Consider the following 17798-nt stretch of genomic DNA (forward strand, 5'->3'; position numbering starts at 1 on the left):
TATGAATACAACCTGTAACTGAAAGTGGATATAAGATTTTGGTTTTTGGATTTTCTGCATTTAGTGTGTTTTTTGCTGGTGCGTTATCTTTTTTGTCTCCGTGTGTTTTGCCGTTGGTGCCTCCCTATTTATGTTATATGGCAGGTGTCGGTATTGATGATTTTCGTTCAGAAAAACGCAATGGGAAAGCGCCTGTACGCTTAGCGCTCTTATCTTCTGTTATTTCTTTTGTACTTGGTTTTACAACTGTTTTTGTTGCTTTAGGTGCCAGTGCGAGCACATTTGGCAAGTTCATCGGTTATTATCGTGATTGGTTTGCGATTGCTGCTGGAATTATCATTATCATTTTTGGTTTAAATTTTTTAGGTGTTTTTAAGATTGGTTTTTTATTTCGTGAAGTGCGGTTTCAGACCCGAAAAATTCCCGCTGGACCCTTGGGGGCTTACTTAATTGGTTTAGCTTTTGCATTCGGTTGGACGCCATGTATTGGTCCAATTTTGGGACCTATTATAACACTTGCTGGAACAAAAGAAACTGCCGGTGAAGGAGCTCTTCTTTTAGCGATCTATGCGTTAGGTCTTGGTGTTCCTTTTGTGTTAGCAGCTCTATTTTCGAGCAGTTTTATGAGATTTTTAGGAGCTTTTCGTGTTCATTTGGGAAAAGTTGAAAAAATTATTGGTATTTTTCTAATTATTACAGGTATTTTGTTTTTGACGGGTTCTATACAGGATCTTTCATTTTGGCTTTTAGAAAATTTTCCTTTATTGAGTAATATTGAAACAATTAGTTGGTATGATGTTACAAATTTCTTTGGTTTTTCTCATTAATTTTGTGTGGTTTTATGGTTAGAAATTGTCTTTCTATTGTTCTCGCAGCAGGTGAAGGGACGCGTATGAAATCGTCTCTTCCCAAGGTACTTCATAAAATAGCTGGGTTACCACTTATATGCCATGTGATAAAACAAATGAAATGGCTAGATTCTTCACAATTAGCAGTGGTTGTAGGGGCTGGTGCCAAAGAAGTTGTGAATGTTGTTGAATCATTTGTAAAAAATGTGATGATTTTTGAACAAAAAGAGCGTTTAGGGACTGCTCATGCTGTTTTGTCGGCGCGCTTAGCTTTACAAGAAAACTTTGATGATATTCTTATCGTTTTTGGTGATACGCCTTTGATTGAGCAAAATTCATTGGTGCGTGTTCGTGCGCTGCTTGCAGAGGGGGCAGATGTTGTTGTAACTGGTTTTCATGCTCCAGATCCAACAGGTTATGGGCGTCTTCTTGAAAAAAATGGTAAACTTATCGCAATTATAGAAGAAAAAGATGCAACCGATGAAGAGAGAAAGATTTCTTTTTGTAATGGTGGAATAATGGCCATGAATGGCAGGCATGCACTTTCTCTTTTAGAAAAGGTCAGTAATGACAATTTGAAGCAAGAATATTATCTCACAGATGTTGTTTCTATTGCATCGCGTGAAGGATTGGATGTTCGAGTCGTTGAAGTGCCTTTTGATACCGTTAGAGGCGTTAATAATCGTTTTGAGCTTTGTGAAACAGATGCTTTATGGCAAAAGCACAAAGCACGCGATTTAATGTTATCTGGTGTTACAATACTGAGCCCAGAAAGTGTTTATTTTTCTCATGATACAGAAATTGAACCAGATGTCCTAATTGAGCCAAATGTTTATTTTGGACCGGGGGTAAAAGTACAATCTGGTGCAGTTATCCATGCATTTAGTTACTTGGAAGGAGCTGTTGTTGGTACGGATGCGCAGATTGGGCCTTATGCACGTTTGCGTCCTGGAACAGAGTTGGCACAATCAGTAAAGATTGGAAACTTTTGTGAAATTAAACAAGCAAAAGTAGGAGAAGCCTCCAAGATTAATCATTTAAGTTATATTGGCGATGCAGAAATTGGCGCACATACTAATATCGGAGCTGGTACTATTACTTGTAATTATGATGGATTTCACAAATATAAAACAGTGATTGGTGATAATGCTTTTATTGGTTCTAATTCGGCACTTATTGCTCCATTGATTATTGGAAAAAGTTCTTATGTGGCTTCAGGAAGTGTTATCACTGAAAATGTACCTATAAACAGTATAGCTTTTGGGCGAGCGCGACAGGTGATAAAAGAGGATTGTGCAGAAAAATTGCGTGTACGTTTGTCGATAAATAAAAAAAAGAAGTGATCTTTTTCAGTTTATCTCTGAGGTTTATCAGGATTTGGGAATTGTGCACAGGCTTGTTCTTAGGTATTACCGTACCATATTCGGTGTGTATGATCTTTTAGAGTTTTTAATAAGGGAAGTTGGATTATTTTATCAGATCATTATAAATCTTGGATGTGAATTGGAGCTTTTTAATGTGTGGAATTATCGGAATTCTTGGAAATAGGCCTGTTGCATCCTATTTGGTTGATGGTTTGAAGCGCCTTGAGTATAGAGGATATGATTCATCTGGTTTAGCAACGGTGCATAAGGGGCACCTTCATCGTATTCGAGCTGAAGGTAAGCTTATTCATTTAGAAGAAAAATTAAAGAGAGCACCTTTGGAGGGTAATCTAGGCATTGGTCATACACGTTGGGCTACACATGGAGTCGCTGTAGAGCGGAATGCTCATCCTCATTTAACTGAACGGATTGCAGTTGTTCATAATGGTATTATTGAAAATTTTGTAGAATTACGAAAAGAACTCATTGAGGACGGTTATGTTTTTGAAACAGAGACCGATACGGAGGTTATTGCTCATTTAATTACGCGCGCACTAAAAAGCGGTCTTTCTCCGCAAGAAGCGACCCGCACGAGTTGGAGAAGATTGCAGGGGGCTTTTGCTCTTGCTCTTATTTTTGAAGGTGAAGATAACCTTATGATTGCTGTTCGTTCTGGTCCACCTTTGGTGATTGGTTATGGAAAGGATGAATTTTTTGTAGGGTCGGATGCAATCGCTTTAGCTTCATTTACAGATCGTATTAGCTATATGGAAGATGGTGATTTAGCTGTTTTCACGCGTGAGGAAGTAAAAATTTACGATATAGACAATCAGCCAGTAGAACGCTCTATTACAACGTTGTTTGATGGAAATTTATTGGTTTCTAAAGGAAATCACCGCCATTTTATGCACAAGGAAATGTTTGAACAACCTGACGTTATCTCTCATAATTTGGCACGTTATCTTGATCTTGGAAATTATACAGTTCGTTCATTTGAAGATTTGATTGATTGGAAAAATATTAACCGATTACTCTTTGCAAGCTGTGGAACGGCTTATTATTCGACTTTAGTTGCACGCTATTGGTTTGAAAATTTTGCTGGTTTAAGTGTTGATAATGATGTGGCTTCAGAATTTCGTTATCGTGCGCCACCTGTAACACCAGATGTATTACCGATATTTGTTTCTCAATCTGGTGAAACGGCTGATACATTGGCATCTTTACGTTATTGTCGGGAACGTGGTGTGAGAACGGCGACAATTGTGAATGTCGAGCAATCAACAATGGCGAGGGAAGCTGATTTCGTTTTACCAACATTAGCTGGTCCAGAAATTGGTGTTGCCTCAACAAAAGCTTTTACATGTCAATTATCAACTCTTGCTTCAATGGCGCTTGCGGCAGCTAAGCAACGTGGATGTCTCTCAGAAAAGATGGAACATCAGTTGGTTCGACAATTGGCAGAAGTGCCGCGGATTTTAAATGAGGTTTTAAAACTGGAGGACCAAATTGAAGCTATTTGTCGTGATTTGATGAACGTAAAAGGTGTTCTCTATCTTGGACGTGGTACTTCTTATCCAATTGCTTTGGAAGGAGCGCTCAAATTGAAGGAGCTTTCTTATATTCACGCTGAAGGTTATGCCGCGGGTGAATTAAAACATGGACCGATTGCACTGGTTGATGAGAAAATGCCAATTATTGTTGTTGCACCTTATGATAGGTGGTTTGAAAAAACTTCTTCTAATATGCAAGAAGTGGCAGCGCGCAATGGTCGGATTATTTTGATAACAGATAGAAGAGGGGCAAAAGCAACTTGCCTTGATACGTTTTCTACTATTATTTTACCAGATGTTCCAGAATTTATTGCGCCTATTATTTATGCTTTACCTATTCAATTAATTGCGTACCATACAGCTGTTTTATTGGGAACAGATGTTGATCAACCGCGTAATTTGGCAAAATCGGTGACGGTCGAGTAAAAAGCAATTTTCTATCTTTGGGATTTGGGGAAAATGGTTAAAAGTATAAGTTATAAAAAAGCGTTTGCAACAAATTGTGTAAAAATTTCTTCTGTTTAAAAAATTAACAATTAGCCTGCGCGTAAGAGCCGAGTGGCATCGTCACGCTCGAAAAGATAAAGCAGCAAGCGTAAAGCTTGTCCTCGTTCTGAAGAAAGATTGGCATCACGTTGCAAAAATAAACGTGCATCATTTCTTGCCATTAACAAAAGATCACCGTGTGCTGCAAGATTTGCTATATGAAATTCAGGCACACCTGATTGTCGTGTTCCTAAAAGTTCACCTTCTCCTCGTAAACGCCAGTCTTCCTCAGCAATTTTAAAGCCATCTTCTGTGTTGCGTATAATATTAAGACGTTCTGCAGCCATTTTTGTAAGTGGATCTTTGTATAGTAAAATACAAGAGGATTTTTTTTCTCCTCGTCCAACACGTCCGCGCAATTGATGCAATTGTGAAAGGCCAAAATGTTCTGCATGTTCTATGACAATGATTGAAGCATCAGGAATATCCACTCCCACTTCAATAACTGTGGTTGCAACTAAGATGCGTATGTCTCCATATTTAAAAGATGCCATTGCTGCCTCTTTTTCATCTGTAGACATTTTTCCATGAATCATACCAACATATGATCCAAATCGTTTCTGAAGAATAGCAAAGCGGCTTTCAATTGAAGTGAGTTCAAGAATTGTTGATTCTTCGACCAGAGGACAGATCCAATAAAGTTTTTCTCCTTTTTCTAGTGCAGATGCAATTCGTTCGATCAGTTCATTGATTCGCTTTAAAGGAATTGTTGCTGTAGTAATTGGTTGTCGTCCCATTGGTTTTTCTGTAATTTTGGATACATCCATATCACCAAAAGCTGTTAAGACCAGTGTGCGTGGAATAGGAGTAGCAGTCATTACCAGCATGTCAGGTTTATGGCCTTTTGCGGTAAGAGCAAGACGCTGATGTACTCCAAAACGATGCTGTTCATCAATAATGGCTAATGCAAGATTATTGTATGTAACGCTTTGTTGTATGAGAGCGTGCGTACCGATGATGATAGAGGTTTTTCCTGATAGGATATCCTTCAGAATATTTGTGCGCAATTTTCCTTTTTCTCGTCCAGTTAAAAGAGCTGCTTGTAATCCGATTTTTTCAGCAAGAGGAGCGATTGTAGCGAAATGTTGTCGAGCCAGAACTTCTGTTGGCGCCATTAAAGCTGATTGTCCAAAATTCTCAGCAATTTGTGCCATTGCCATCAATGCAACTGCGGTTTTTCCTGCTCCTACATCACCTTGGAGAAGCCTTAACATGGGTTCGGGTGACGCCAAATCTTTTTCAATATCTTTTATCGCTTCACTTTGTCCATTTGTCAGCTGGAAGGGCAAGGTTTTTAGTAGTTTTTTAGTATAGGTGCCATTTGAAGGGCGAGAAGTTCCGACAAGAGATTTTGTTTTCAAACGCACGAGACCAAGGGCTAATTGACAAGCGAGTAATTCATCATAAGCAAGACGTCTGCGTGCTGTACTGTGTAAGGATAAATCATCGGGATCTATGGGGGAATGGATGCGGCGTAAAGCAACAGAGAAAGAAGAAAAGTTTTGCTGTTTTTTAACGCTTTCCTCTATCCATTCTGGCAATAAAGGAATATATTCTAAGGCGTTTTGTATTGCACGTCTTAGCGTCTTTGCTGATAATCCAGCAGTAGAGGGGTAGATAGGTTCGATTAATGGAATCTGATTTAATTGTTCGCTTGGCGCAATATGATCTGGATGAATCATTGAAAGCTGTCCATTAAATCGCTCAACTTTACCTGATACGATAACCTTTTTTCCTTCTGGCAGTTGCTTTTTTAGCCAAGAAGGTTGGGCATGAAAAAATACTAAATTTATTATTCCTGTTTGATCATGCGCGATGACACGATAGGGCAATCGGTTACGGCCAGTCGGTGGTGATTGGTGCTGATCGATGATAATTTCAAGAGTAAGGGTAATTCCTTCCTGTGCGAAGGCAATATTAGGCCGCATTCTACGGTCTATAACGGAGTGGGGCATCAGTCGAAGAAGATCAATAAGAGCAGGCTCACGTTGTGTAGGATTAATGTTTAAGACTTTTGCCAGTAATTTACATAGTTTAGGGGTGATACCAGAAAGGGTACGAATAGAGTTAAAAAGAGGGGTAATAAGGCTTGGAAGCATAAGAAAATTTAGCCTGCTCTTTTTATTTTTTCTAGTGCTTTAAAAGAGCTTTTTGGGGATAAATCATATAAGAGGAAGCTGCTTTATTCACACTTTGAGTTTTAAGAAGAAAAATAAATATTCAAGAAACATATATAATATGAAATACATAATATGAACAGTGCCAAAAATCTCGTATCAGTATGTTACGCTGTTTAAAAGATGAAATATAAATAAAACTAGAATGTTTTCTGGGTATACAAGAGTTTTTAAAGTTATAAATTTTAGCATAATGGACTAAAATGCCATCTATTACGAGGCAGGTAATAGGTGCGGTTTGGTATTTATTTTGTGATGGGAAATTATTAGAGTGTCAGAAGATAAAAGCAAAACACGAGACGATAAAAAATCTCTCCCTCGCTTTATTCATTTAAGGGTGCATTCAGCTTATTCATTGCTGGAAGGGGCTTTGAAAATTCAACAAATTATTCAACATGCCATTTCTGATGATATGCCGGCGGTAGCTATTACAGACACGAATAATTTGTTTGGTGCTTTAGAATTTTCTCAATATTGTTTTTCTCATGGTATTCAACCTATTATCGGTTGTCAGCTTACAATTGATTTTGATGATGAAAATCATAATCCGCGTTTGGTTAAATGGCAGCCTTCTTCTGATCTTTGCTCTATTGTATTGTTGGCTGCTAGCGAAAGAGGTTATGCGCATTTGGTGCGATTGGTTAGTCGCGCTTATCTTGATAAGGGTGATACTGATCCCCCTCATATTAAAGCGGATTGGTTATTGTCACACAGTGAAGGATTGATCGCTTTGACTGGTGGCAGAGGTGGTCCTGTTAATTTAGCTTTGGCAGAAGATAAGAAAGCACGAGCCGTTGAACGTTTAAGTTATTTAAAAACAATTTTTGATGACCGTCTTTATGTCGAATTACAACGGCATGGTTCTTATGATCGGAAAGTGGAAGCTGCACTTGTTGAATTGGCTTATGCACATGATATCCCTCTTGTTGCGACGAATGAGGCTTTTTTTCTGGATAAAGAAGGGTATGAAGCTCATGATGCGCTGATGGCGGTTGCAGAAGGACAGATTGTTTCTAATCCAGAGCGTAAACGTGTCACACCGGATCACTATTTGAAATCGCAAGATGAAATGGTTGCATTGTTTGCTGATCTTCCAGAAGCTTTAGAAAATAGTGTTGAAATTGCGTTACGCTGTCATACTGCTACACCAATTCGAAAACCGATATTACCTCGTTTTATAGAGCAGTCTGCGGATTCAACCTCTACTTTAGAAACAGAAGATAGAGAATTGTTAAACCAGGCTAAAGATGGTTTAAAAATGCGCCTTGAGACGATTGGTTTAGCGACAGGCTATACCATTGCAGATTATGAGCAGCGGCTTGATTATGAAATTTCAGTTATTACGCGTATGCGGTTTTCTGGCTATTTTCTCATCGTTTCAGATTTTATAAAATGGGCGAAAGTTCATGATATTCCTGTTGGACCAGGACGTGGTTCTGGTGCAGGTTCACTTGTTGCTTATGCATTGACTATTACCGACGTTGATCCATTGCGTTTTTCTCTTTTGTTTGAGCGTTTTCTCAACCCAGATCGTGTTTCAATGCCAGATTTTGATATTGATTTTTGTCAAGAACGGCGGGAAGAAGTTATTCGTTATGTTCAGAAAAAATATGGACGTAATCAAGTAGCCCAGATTATTACGTTTGGTAAATTGCAAGCACGTGCAGTGTTGCGTGATGTTGGGCGTGTTTTAGAAATGCCTTATCGTCAAGTGGATTATCTTACAAAATTAATTCCTGCTACACCTGGTAGTCAGGTTGAATTGGCAGATGCTATCAGGGATGAACCAAAATTTAAGGAAGAAAAGAAAAAGGATCCCGTTGTTGGACGCATGTTAGACATCGCACTTCAGCTTGAGGGGCTTTACCGTCATGCATCGACCCACGCTGCAGGGATTGTGATTGGTGATCGGCCGTTATCAGAGCTTGTTCCAATGTATCGTGATCCGCGTTCTGATATGCCCGTAACACAATTTAACATGAAGTGTGTTGAACAGGCTGGGTTGGTGAAGTTTGATTTTCTTGGATTAAAAACGCTTACTATTTTGAAAATGGCTGCAGATTTTGTTGTTCGGAAGGGGATAAAAATAGATTTATCACATATTCCTCTTAATGATGAAATGACTTATGCCATGATGGCACGTGGTGAAACGGTTGGTGTATTTCAAGTTGAAAGTTCTGGTATGCGTAAGGCCCTGATAGGGATGAAGCCAGATCGCATTGAAGATATTATTGCACTTGTTGCACTTTATCGCCCTGGTCCAATGGAAAATATCCCAACGTATAACGCACGAAAACATGGGGAAGAAGAAATTGCTTCTATTCATCCTAAAATAGATCATCTGGTTAAAGAAACACAAGGTGTTATTGTTTATCAAGAACAGGTTATGCAAATTGCGCAAGAGCTTGCTGGTTACTCGCTTGGGGAAGCGGATCTATTGCGTAGAGCTATGGGCAAAAAGATTCATAAGGAAATGCAACAACAGCGTACGCGTTTTGTGAGTGGGGCTGTTGCGGGTGGTATTGATAAAGATCAGGCTGATATTATTTTTGATCTTTTAGCAAAATTTGCCGATTACGGTTTTAATAAATCGCACGCTGCTGCTTATGCAATTGTCTCTTATCAAACAGCTTATATGAAAGCACATCATCCAGTTGAGTTTCTCGCTGCTTCTATGACATATGATATGACGAATACGGATAAGTTAAATGATTTTCGGCGTGAAGCGTTAAGGCTGGGTATTGAAGTTATTGCGCCTTCTGTGCAAACATCACACCGCGTTTTTGAGGTTGGCGAAAATTGCATCTATTATTCTCTTGCTGCTATTAAAGGTGTTGGGGAAGCGGTCGTTGATCATATCGTATCTTGTCGCGGAAATAAAATTTTTAAGGATCTGGAAGATTTTTGTGAACGGATTGATCCGCGTATTGTTAATAAGCGTGCGATGGAAAGTTTGATTTGTGCTGGCGCTTTTGATTGTTTTAATATTGCACGTGAGGTTTTATTGGCGAGTCTTGGTGCTCTTCATGCGCGTGCGCTTCGTATTCTCGATAACAATTCTAGCGGACAGACTGATATATTTGGGATGACAGGTGGACTAAAAGAGCCTTTGCTTCTATCGCAGACAGCTCCTTGGTTACCGGCTGAAAAACTTTATCGCGAACTTCAAGCAATAGGTTTTTATTTTTCTGCTCACCCGTTAGATGAGTATCAAGCTATTCTTGCTAAAAAACGTATTCAGACTTGGGGTAATTTCTCCAATGCTGTCAAGGGAGGAGCAACTGCTGCTAGGCTTGCAGGAACTGTTGTGGCAAAACAAGTTCGCAAAACAAAATCTGGTAAGAAAATGGGGATTATTCAGTTTTCTGATACGAGCGGACAGTATGAGACAGTTTTATTTTCCGAGGGGCTTGTGGCTTATGAGGATATGTTAGAACCTGGAAAATCTTTTATTGTTATGGTGAGTGCAGAAAATCGTTCTGAGGGGGTTAGTTTGCGACTTGAGACAGTCCAATCTTTAGAAAAGGAAGCTTTACAGAATCATAAAATGATGCGCCTCTTTATAAAAACAGTCGATATGCTTCCGCAAATTGAACAGAATTTAAATCCTAATGGTAATGGAGAAGTAGGGCTTATCCTGATTCAAGAGGAGAGATTGCGGGAAGTGGAAATTACGCTTCCAAAGCGATATAAAATAAACTCACATGTGGTGAGTGCTATGAAATCGATACATGGTGTTGTCGATGTGGAATTGACTTAAATCAACAGTTGTGAGCTGGCTACTTGTTTTTATTGGCGCCTTAAGATTTTGGCGTTGAAACAGACTGTATATTTTGAAAAATTTTTCTTTTATTTTTGTAGGTTATAATGGATTTTTAATGTAGAAATTTCAAAAATATTTAATCCATACCATCTACGGTATTCAAAACAATTTGCAGTTTTTAAGTTTTATAAGTTTTTACCATACATTTCTTTATTTCGTTTTTTGTTAGATTCATAGCGTCATACGTATAAAGCCAATTAAGGCTAGACATAATACTTTCTGGGGTACGAATTTTCATGATGAGATTACGTGCAATTGCTATAGGACCTGTTGCATGATAAGCTACTCTGTTAAAATCCCCGCGTTTTTTTACCGCTGCAATGCGGGGCTTTCGTATTTCTTCGTAAAGTGAAAGAGCTTGCGTCAATGGAAGGTCTTTAGCAGAAAGCGTTTCTGCTAATGTGGCTGCGTCTTCTATTGCCATAGCAGCACCTTGCGCTGCAAAGGGGAGGGCTGCGTGTGCGCAATCACCAACAAATACTTGTCGCTCTAAGCCTAAAAAGCGATTGTGTTTCATTTGAAAGAGCGGCCAATAGGTCCATTTGTCAATATGGTCAAAGATCTGCAAGATTTGCAGATTCCAGTCTTTAAAAAAAGATTTAAGTTTTTCTTTGTCCCCTTTCTTATTCCACCCCTCTTCTGAATCTTCTCCAGGTGTAATGGCTACAAAATTAAAAACTTTTTCGGATGATTGAAGGGGATAGACAACAAGATGATTTTTAGGTCCCATCCATGCGGTAATTGTTTTCATGTCCCGTAATAAAGAACAAAAACTTTGAGGAAGATTCTTGAGTTTCGTTGTTGCACGCCAAGCAATAAAGCCACTAAAATTTGCCTTTTCATGAAAAGGCGCTAATTGGCGTAATGTCGACCAAACTCCATCGCATCCGATAAGGAGAGATGTTGAATAAAACTGGTGTTGTTGTATCTCAGATGGTAGATCTATTTTTATTGTTTTTATGTTAATGCTATCAATCGCAGTCTGGATAGACGAGATAACAGCCTCACCTGTTTTGTACTTGATAAGGGGATTCTCAATAACAGCGTTTTGTAAAACTTTTTGTAAGTCGGCTCGATGAATCGTAATATAAGGAGCCTTCCAATTTTTTTCTGATAAATTAATAAGATCAACGTGCAGACGCGGTTTTAAAGATATCCCATCTCTTAACTGAAGAAATTTGGGCGTTATCCCCATTTCAGTTAGTTTATTAAGAATTCCCCAGCGATCAAGAATACATGTTGCATTTGGAGTGAGCTGAATACCAGCGCCTATACTCTCAAGCTGTTGACATTTTTCGATAATGGTGCTTGCAATTCCTTTATGAGCGAGTGCTAAAGCGGAGCTTAAGCCAGCAATGCCGGCTCCGACGATGATTGGCGATGGTTTATTAGTCATTTCATATTGAAAAGCAGAGTATGCATTATAGAAAATTGTTTGGATGATAGAGACACCCTGTTGGCTTTGTTTGATTGTAGGCTAAAGAGGGATTATAGCGGTAAAGCGTTGAACAATAAGGGCAAATTTTTTCATCAGCTGATCCCATGTCGATAAAGATGTGCGGATGATCGAATGGTTGTGTTGCACCGACACACATAAATTCTTTTACACCAATTTCGATTATTTTATATCCAAGGTCATTTTGGAAATGGGGAATGTTATGATCAGCCATGGTGTAAAACTCCGGATAAATTGCCTGATAAGGCATGATTTTGACCTATATTCATCAGTTTGTAATAAAGATTATTATAATGCAAGGTGATTTTAAAGATAATTTACGTGAGAAAGTGGTTCTAAGTGTTTTTAAATATAAATGTAAATTCCATGAAAAAAACTGGTCATTGATACGCTGTCATTACGGTAATATATCGTAAAGCGTTATATGGGATATTCATCTGTGAATAAACTTGGAAAGTATAAAGGAAATTTAGCTAGAATATATGGAACAGAGGGTGACAGATCAGATTTCTATGTCGGATATAACAATGAAAAATCCGGCGCGATTTATTAACAGAGAATTTTCATGGCTACAATTTAATAATCGTGTATTGATGGAGGCTGCTAATCCCAAGCATCCTTTGTTAGAAAGGCTACAATTTCTTTCAATTTCAGCAACAAATCTTGATGAGTTTTTTATGGTTCGTGTTGCGGGTCTTGCTGCTCAAATTCGTGCTAGAGTTACAGAGCGTAGTGCAGATGGGCGTACTCCGCAGGAGCAACTCGATTTTGTATTAGCTGAAACTTCACATTTGCAGGCTAATCAATTGCGAGAATTGAGGGTTTTACGTCATGAATTAAAACAGAATAATATTGAAATTATTTCTTCTCATGGGCTTTCAGAAATTGAAAAATCATGGCTCGAAAAATATTTTCTTGATACGATTTTTCCTATTTTAAAACCTTTGCCTGTTGATTCTGCACGCTCTTTTCCATTTATTCCTAATTTAGGGCTTTCATTTGCTCTTCAATTGTCTCGATATGCTGGTCCACATTCTATTATAATGTTGTTGCCTATCCCAACTGTTTTGAGACGTTTTATTCTCCTTCCTCGAGAAGGCAATAGTTTTCGTTTTATTCCATCTGAAGATGTTATTAGCCTTTTTATCAGTCATGTATTTCCTGATTATAAAATTGATGGAATTGGTACATTTAGGGTGATTCGTGATAGCGATATTGAAGTAGAAGAAGAAGCTGAAGATCTTGTTCATTTTTTTGAAACTGCGCTTAAAAGGCGTCGTCGCGGGCAAGTTATTCGAATTGAATTTGATGCGAAAATGCCAGAGAATTTACGCCAACTTATAACCAAGGGTCTTTCTGTTCCTGATAATTGTATAAATGTTCTCGATGGATTTTTGGCGCTTAATATGGTATCAGAGATTGTCTCTATTCCACGCGATGACCTAAAATTTTCTCCTTATAATTCTTGTTTTCCTGAATGTATTCGTGAGCATAATGGTGATTGTTTTGCGGCTATTCGTGAAAATGATATCGTGATTCATCATCCTTATGAATCATTTGATGTTGTTGTACAATTTTTACGTCAGGCTGCTAGCGATCCTGATGTTGTTGAAATCAAACAAACCCTTTATCGCACATCAAATGATAGTCCAATTGTTAGCGCTTTAATTGAGGCTGCCAAACAAGGTAAGTCTGTGACCGCTTTGGTAGAACTTAAAGCACGTTTTGATGAGGAAGCTAATATTCGTTGGGCACGTGATCTTGAGCGTGCAGGCGTTCAAGTTGTTTTTGGTTTTATTGCATTAAAAACACATGCTAAGATGTCGCTCATTGTGAGGCGTGAGGGGAAACGTCATCGCTCTTATGTTCATCTTGGAACTGGCAATTATCATCCAATTAATGCTAAAGTTTATACTGATCTTTCTTTTTTTACTACTGATGATGATATTGGTCATGATGTTGCATTACTGTTCAAGTATATCGCTCAATATGTGCGCCCAAATGAAGCAATGAAGATTGCTTTTTCGCCTTTAACATTGCGTAGTCGTATTCTTGAGCATATTGAAGGAGAAATTACCAATGCACAACAGGGGCGGCTTGCTGCTATTTGGATGAAAGTCAATGCATTGGTTGATCCTGAAATTATTGATGCTTTATATCGTGCCAGTCAAGTGGGGGTGCAGATTGATCTGGTTGTGCGTGGTATATGTTGTTTGCGCCCGAATATTTCAGGAATTTCAGATAATATTCGTGTGAAATCAATCGTAGGGCGTTTTCTTGAACATAGCCGGATTTTTTGTTTTGGTAATGGTGGAGATTTGCCGAGTGAAAACGCGCTTGTTTATTTTGGGTCCGCTGATATGATGCCTCGTAACCTTGACCATCGTGTTGAAATATTAGTTCCAGTTTTTAATAAAACTGTTCGTCAGCAGATTCTTTTACAAATTATGTTAGCTAATATTGTTGATAATCAACAAAGCTTTGATATACTAAGTGATGGAACATCAAAATATACAACACCGCAAAGAGGTGAAAGTCCATTTAATGCGCAGGAGTATTTTATGAGCAATGCAGGTCTTTTGGGGTGGAAAAAATCTTTTGAATCTTCCACTTCACGTTTGGTTGCGTTGTATCGGCAGCGGGCTAAAATGCGTAAAGACTGAAACCTATGACGTATATAAATGCTCAGGGTCGGCTAAAAGGGCGTAAGCCTATCGCCGTTATTGATATTGGCTCAAATTCTGTTCGGCTTGTTGTTTATGAAGGTTTGGTTCGTTCACCAACGGTTTTATTTAATGAAAAGATTCTCTGTGGTCTTGGTCAAGGTGTTGCAAAAACCGGATTTTTAGAAGAAAAATCAATGGAAATGGCATTGCGAACACTGAAACGGTTCCGTACCCTTTGTCGACAGATTGGCGCGGATGAGGTCTATACTTTAGCAACAGCAGCAGCGCGGGAAGCAAAAAATGGGTTAGCATTTATTCAAAATGCTGAAAATATCTTACAAAATAAAATATACCTTCTTTCGGGAAGTGAAGAAGCTGTTTATTCAGCCTATGGGGTTATTTCTACTTTTTATAAACCAAAAGGTATTTCTGGTGATCTTGGGGGAGGAAGTCTCGAACTTATTGATATTGATGATGCTGATGTAGGTAAAGGGATAACACTGCCATTAGGAGGGTTGCGGCTACAGTCTATGTCAAATAATGATATTTCTGTGGCTACAAAAATTGTCCATGAACAGTTTTGTAAATTTGCTGTCGCTTATAAAGGTATGGCACGTTATTTTTATGCCGTAGGAGGGACTTGGCGTAATTTAGCAAAACTTCATATGGCAACCAAACACTATCAGCTCCCTGTTATGCATGGCTATGAAGTTGATGCAGTTGAGATGGAAGATTTTTTGCGTCTTGTCGCAAGTGGCAGTATTGATAATATAAAAGGGATTTCAGCTGTTTCACAGAATCGTCGTCAACTTTTGTCTTATGGGGCGATCGTTCTTATTGAACTTATTCAGTGTATAGGAATTGAAAAGATAGTCTTTTCTGGAGCTGGAGTCCGTGAGGGTTTTCTTTATTCACGATTGCCGCAAGAGATTCGTCGTTCAGATCCTTTAATTGCGGCATGCACTGAAATGGCTATCCTACGAGCGCGTTCACCAAAGCAAGCAGAAGAACTCATTGATTTCACGTCTAATGCCTTTGAAGTTTTTGGAATTTCAGAAACTGAAAATGAATGCCGTTACCGTAAAGCTGCTTGTCTTCTGGCGGATATTGGTTGGCGTATACATCCAGATTATCGAAGCAATGAAGCAGCTAATCAGATAGCTTTAGGATCTTATTCGGGAATTTCTCATGAGGGACGTGTTTATGCTGCGCTTGCTGTTTTTTTTCGCAATACGGGTTCGCTTATTGAAGAAGGATCTCTTCCCATTTTCCAACTCGCAACAAGAAGTATCATTGAGAAAGCATGTATTCTTGGTGAAACTATGCGTATTGCTAATCTTTTTAGCGCTTCTACTGCAGGAATTTTACCTCACTTATTGTGGCATAAAAAAACAGATCATGTTGTATTACACATCCCGAGGCGTTACGCTGATTTATTAGGAGAACGCCCCCTCGGATGCTTGAAGAAATTGTCAAAAATAATAAAACTGCCTCTTGCTTTTGAAACTTTCTGATTCTTTTCCTCTTAAATTATAAGAGTTTATCCCGCTATTGTAATGCGCCTATCTGCATATTTTATTTCTATGCAGATTTATCTTTTGGTTATTGGGTTGCGATTTCGATAAAGGCATTCATCATTTATGATATGATGAGGCAAGGTGTTATACCTTCCTGTTCCGCATTCAAGTTAAGATGCTATTTTTTGTAATATGGTAAGCTATTGTTATAGAATTTTTTCTATTTCTATTTTAGAGTCGAAAGCTTTCTGTTTTTTCTAGATTTTTCTTCTTTATTAAGATTGGTATCTGATTGGCTTTGACTAAAATTCAGTAGTTATTCTCTAACAAGTGTTGATCAAATTTAAATTTTAAAATTTTAGCAGGTTGTCTTTGCCATATTTGTATTGGCTAAATATAAAAGAATGAATAGCATAACAGTTTTTGCTATGAGAGTGCTCAAAATCTTTTTTGCATTTTTTCAAATAAAACCGATGCATCTTGCAGATGAGATCGCAAAATTTTGCTCAATTTTATACTAAACAAAAAAGATGGATAATCCCTCTTTATCATGTTTTTTCGTGTCAACCTTAGAATAGAAATAGTTGAAATTTTCTTTATAAATTAAAGCTTTTTTGTGCTTATTTTTCCATTGCTAAAATAAAATCCTATTTCACCTTTTAGCATTTTTTCAGCTTTTTGACCAAATATTTCATAGCGCCAACCATTCATCGCGGGGATATTTTTCTTTACACAGCCATTTGCTATTTTTTCTAAATCATTGGAAGTTGCAATAATTTTAGGTGCAATGCTGTTTTCGTTCGCAACAAGTTTTAAGAGCACTTTAAGAAGATCGATTACAGCAGTTGTTGTATCATTGGATGGATTATGTTTAGGAAGGGCGGGTAAAGTAGAAAGATCAACTTCTAAGCCTTCGTGGATAGCTTTGATTAATGTCTGCGCAATTGAAAGTTTATCCCAGCTTTTATTAAGACTGCGCAAACGGTTCAATGCAGTTTCATCTTTTGGTTGTTGGATTGCGATTTCGATCAGGCATTCATCTTTCATAATATGACGACGTGGAACATTATGTCTTCGTGCTTCACGTTCACGCCAAGCTGCTATTTTTTGTAAGACGGCAAACTCACGGGGCTTTTTGACTTTTCCTTTCACTTTTTTCCATGCCTCATCTTCTGGCATATCGTAGGTTTTGGGTGTTAACAGGATAGCTATTTCATCATCCATCCAGTGTGTGCGTTTGTTTTTTTCTAGCTGTTTTTTCAATAAGAGGTAAACATCCCTTAGATAAGTTACATCGGCAAGAGCATAGAGCAATTGTTTTTCGGAAAGAGGGCGGCAGCTCCAGTCTGTAAAACGGGATGATTTATCAATGTAATGACCTGTGCAGCGTTGTACAATTTGATCATAGGAGATAGAATCGCCAAATCCGCAGATTGATCCTGCTATTTGGGTGTCGAAGAGAGGGTAAGGAATGATTCCTCCAAGATGATAAATTGTTTCGATGTCTTGGCGTGCCGCGTGAAAAACTTTAACAATGTTTTTATCTACCATGAGGTCAAAAAATGGTTTTAGATCAATATCTGGTGCTATTGGATCAATGAGCGTTGTAACATCTGGTGATGCAAGTTGAATTAAACACAGTTGAGGCCAAAAAGTTGTTTCGCGGATAAATTCGGTGTCTACTGTTACAAAATCAGAGGTACGTAAAGCAGAAAGGGCGATTTCAAGATCTGTTGTTTTGGTAATAAGTTTCATCATTCTATTATAGCCAGATAAATTAATTCTATTATAGCCAGATAAATTAAATTTGTCTTTTATTGACTTTTTTTTTGTGTCTTTGTCATCACATCT

10 protein-coding genes are annotated in these 17798 nt (G+C 38.2%); 6 read left to right on the forward strand and 4 right to left on the reverse strand.

Annotation, left to right across the window (positions count from 1 at the left end):
* Positions 1-38: 38 nt before the first annotated feature.
* The 3 genes from QHG54_RS00880 (at position 39) to glmS (ending at position 4188) form a co-directional block, all read left to right on the forward strand.
* A complete protein-coding gene (locus QHG54_RS00880; RefSeq protein ID WP_317993377.1) occupies positions 39-827 on the forward strand; it encodes a cytochrome c biogenesis CcdA family protein in 789 nt (262 codons plus the stop codon).
* A 14-nt stretch (positions 828-841) separates the two neighbouring features.
* Positions 842-2191, forward strand: a complete 1350-nt coding sequence (gene glmU / locus QHG54_RS00885; RefSeq protein ID WP_317993376.1) for a bifunctional UDP-N-acetylglucosamine diphosphorylase/glucosamine-1-phosphate N-acetyltransferase GlmU — start codon at positions 842-844, stop codon at positions 2189-2191.
* A 173-nt stretch (positions 2192-2364) separates the two neighbouring features.
* Positions 2365-4188, forward strand: coding sequence for a glutamine--fructose-6-phosphate transaminase (isomerizing) (gene glmS, locus QHG54_RS00890; RefSeq protein ID WP_317993375.1), 1824 nt, complete (start codon positions 2365-2367; stop codon positions 4186-4188).
* 110 nt (positions 4189-4298) lie between these two features.
* On the opposite strand, the gene recG is transcribed toward glmS, so the two are convergent.
* The gene (recG, locus tag QHG54_RS00895; protein WP_406604264.1) at positions 4299-6407 is read right to left on the reverse strand and encodes an ATP-dependent DNA helicase RecG; all 2109 of its coding nucleotides are present in this window, start codon (positions 6405-6407) and stop codon (positions 4299-4301) included.
* Positions 6408-6756: 349 nt separating this feature from the next.
* Here recG and dnaE point away from each other — a divergent pair, with 349 nt between their 5' ends.
* Positions 6757-10245 carry a DNA polymerase III subunit alpha gene (gene dnaE / locus QHG54_RS00900; protein WP_406604265.1) on the forward strand — a complete coding sequence of 1163 codons (3489 nt, stop codon included), beginning with the start codon at positions 6757-6759 and terminating at the stop codon, positions 10243-10245.
* A 181-nt stretch (positions 10246-10426) separates the two neighbouring features.
* On the opposite strand, the gene QHG54_RS00905 is transcribed toward dnaE, so the two are convergent.
* Both QHG54_RS00905 and QHG54_RS00910 read right to left on the reverse strand, forming a co-directional pair.
* Positions 10427-11704 (reverse strand): FAD-binding protein, encoded by a 1278-nt coding sequence (locus QHG54_RS00905; protein WP_406604266.1) that lies wholly within the window; start codon positions 11702-11704, stop codon positions 10427-10429.
* Between the two features lie 25 nt (positions 11705-11729).
* The gene (locus tag QHG54_RS00910) at positions 11730-11978 is read right to left on the reverse strand and encodes a zinc-finger domain-containing protein (RefSeq protein WP_317993371.1); all 249 of its coding nucleotides are present in this window, start codon (positions 11976-11978) and stop codon (positions 11730-11732) included.
* Between the two features lie 268 nt (positions 11979-12246).
* Here QHG54_RS00910 and QHG54_RS00915 point away from each other — a divergent pair, with 268 nt between their 5' ends.
* Positions 12247-14427, forward strand: a complete 2181-nt coding sequence (locus QHG54_RS00915; RefSeq protein WP_406604267.1) for an RNA degradosome polyphosphate kinase — start codon at positions 12247-12249, stop codon at positions 14425-14427.
* A 5-nt stretch (positions 14428-14432) separates the two neighbouring features.
* Entirely contained in the window at positions 14433-15944 is a 1512-nt protein-coding gene (gene ppx / locus QHG54_RS00920) for an exopolyphosphatase (protein WP_406604268.1), read from the forward strand.
* Positions 15945-16550: 606 nt separating this feature from the next.
* Here the strand turns inward: ppx and rnd are convergent.
* Positions 16551-17705, reverse strand: coding sequence for a ribonuclease D (gene rnd, locus QHG54_RS00925; RefSeq protein ID WP_317993368.1), 1155 nt, complete (start codon positions 17703-17705; stop codon positions 16551-16553).
* Between the last annotated feature and the right edge of the window lie 93 nt (positions 17706-17798).

The organism is Bartonella gliris (genome assembly GCF_045277155.1).
GTDB classification, from domain to species: domain Bacteria; phylum Pseudomonadota; class Alphaproteobacteria; order Rhizobiales; family Rhizobiaceae; genus Bartonella; species Bartonella gliris.

Bases quoted from the DNA above. Each gene is read 5' to 3' on its own strand.
- glmU (WP_317993376.1), top strand. From the start codon at position 842: ATGGTTAGAAATTGTCTTTCTATTGTTCTCGCAGCAGGTGAAGGGACG.
- glmS (WP_317993375.1), top strand. From the start codon at position 2,365: ATGTGTGGAATTATCGGAATTCTTGGAAATAGGCCTGTTGCATCCTAT.
- recG (WP_406604264.1), bottom strand. From the start codon at position 6,407: ATGCTTCCAAGCCTTATTACCCCTCTTTTTAACTCTATTCGTACCCTT.
- QHG54_RS00905 (WP_406604266.1), bottom strand. From the start codon at position 11,704: ATGACTAATAAACCATCGCCAATCATCGTCGGAGCCGGCATTGCTGGC.
- QHG54_RS00910 (WP_317993371.1), bottom strand. From the start codon at position 11,978: ATGGCTGATCATAACATTCCCCATTTCCAAAATGACCTTGGATATAAA.
- QHG54_RS00915 (WP_406604267.1), top strand. From the start codon at position 12,247: ATGGAACAGAGGGTGACAGATCAGATTTCTATGTCGGATATAACAATG.
- ppx (WP_406604268.1), top strand. From the start codon at position 14,433: ATGACGTATATAAATGCTCAGGGTCGGCTAAAAGGGCGTAAGCCTATC.
- rnd (WP_317993368.1), bottom strand. From the start codon at position 17,705: ATGATGAAACTTATTACCAAAACAACAGATCTTGAAATCGCCCTTTCT.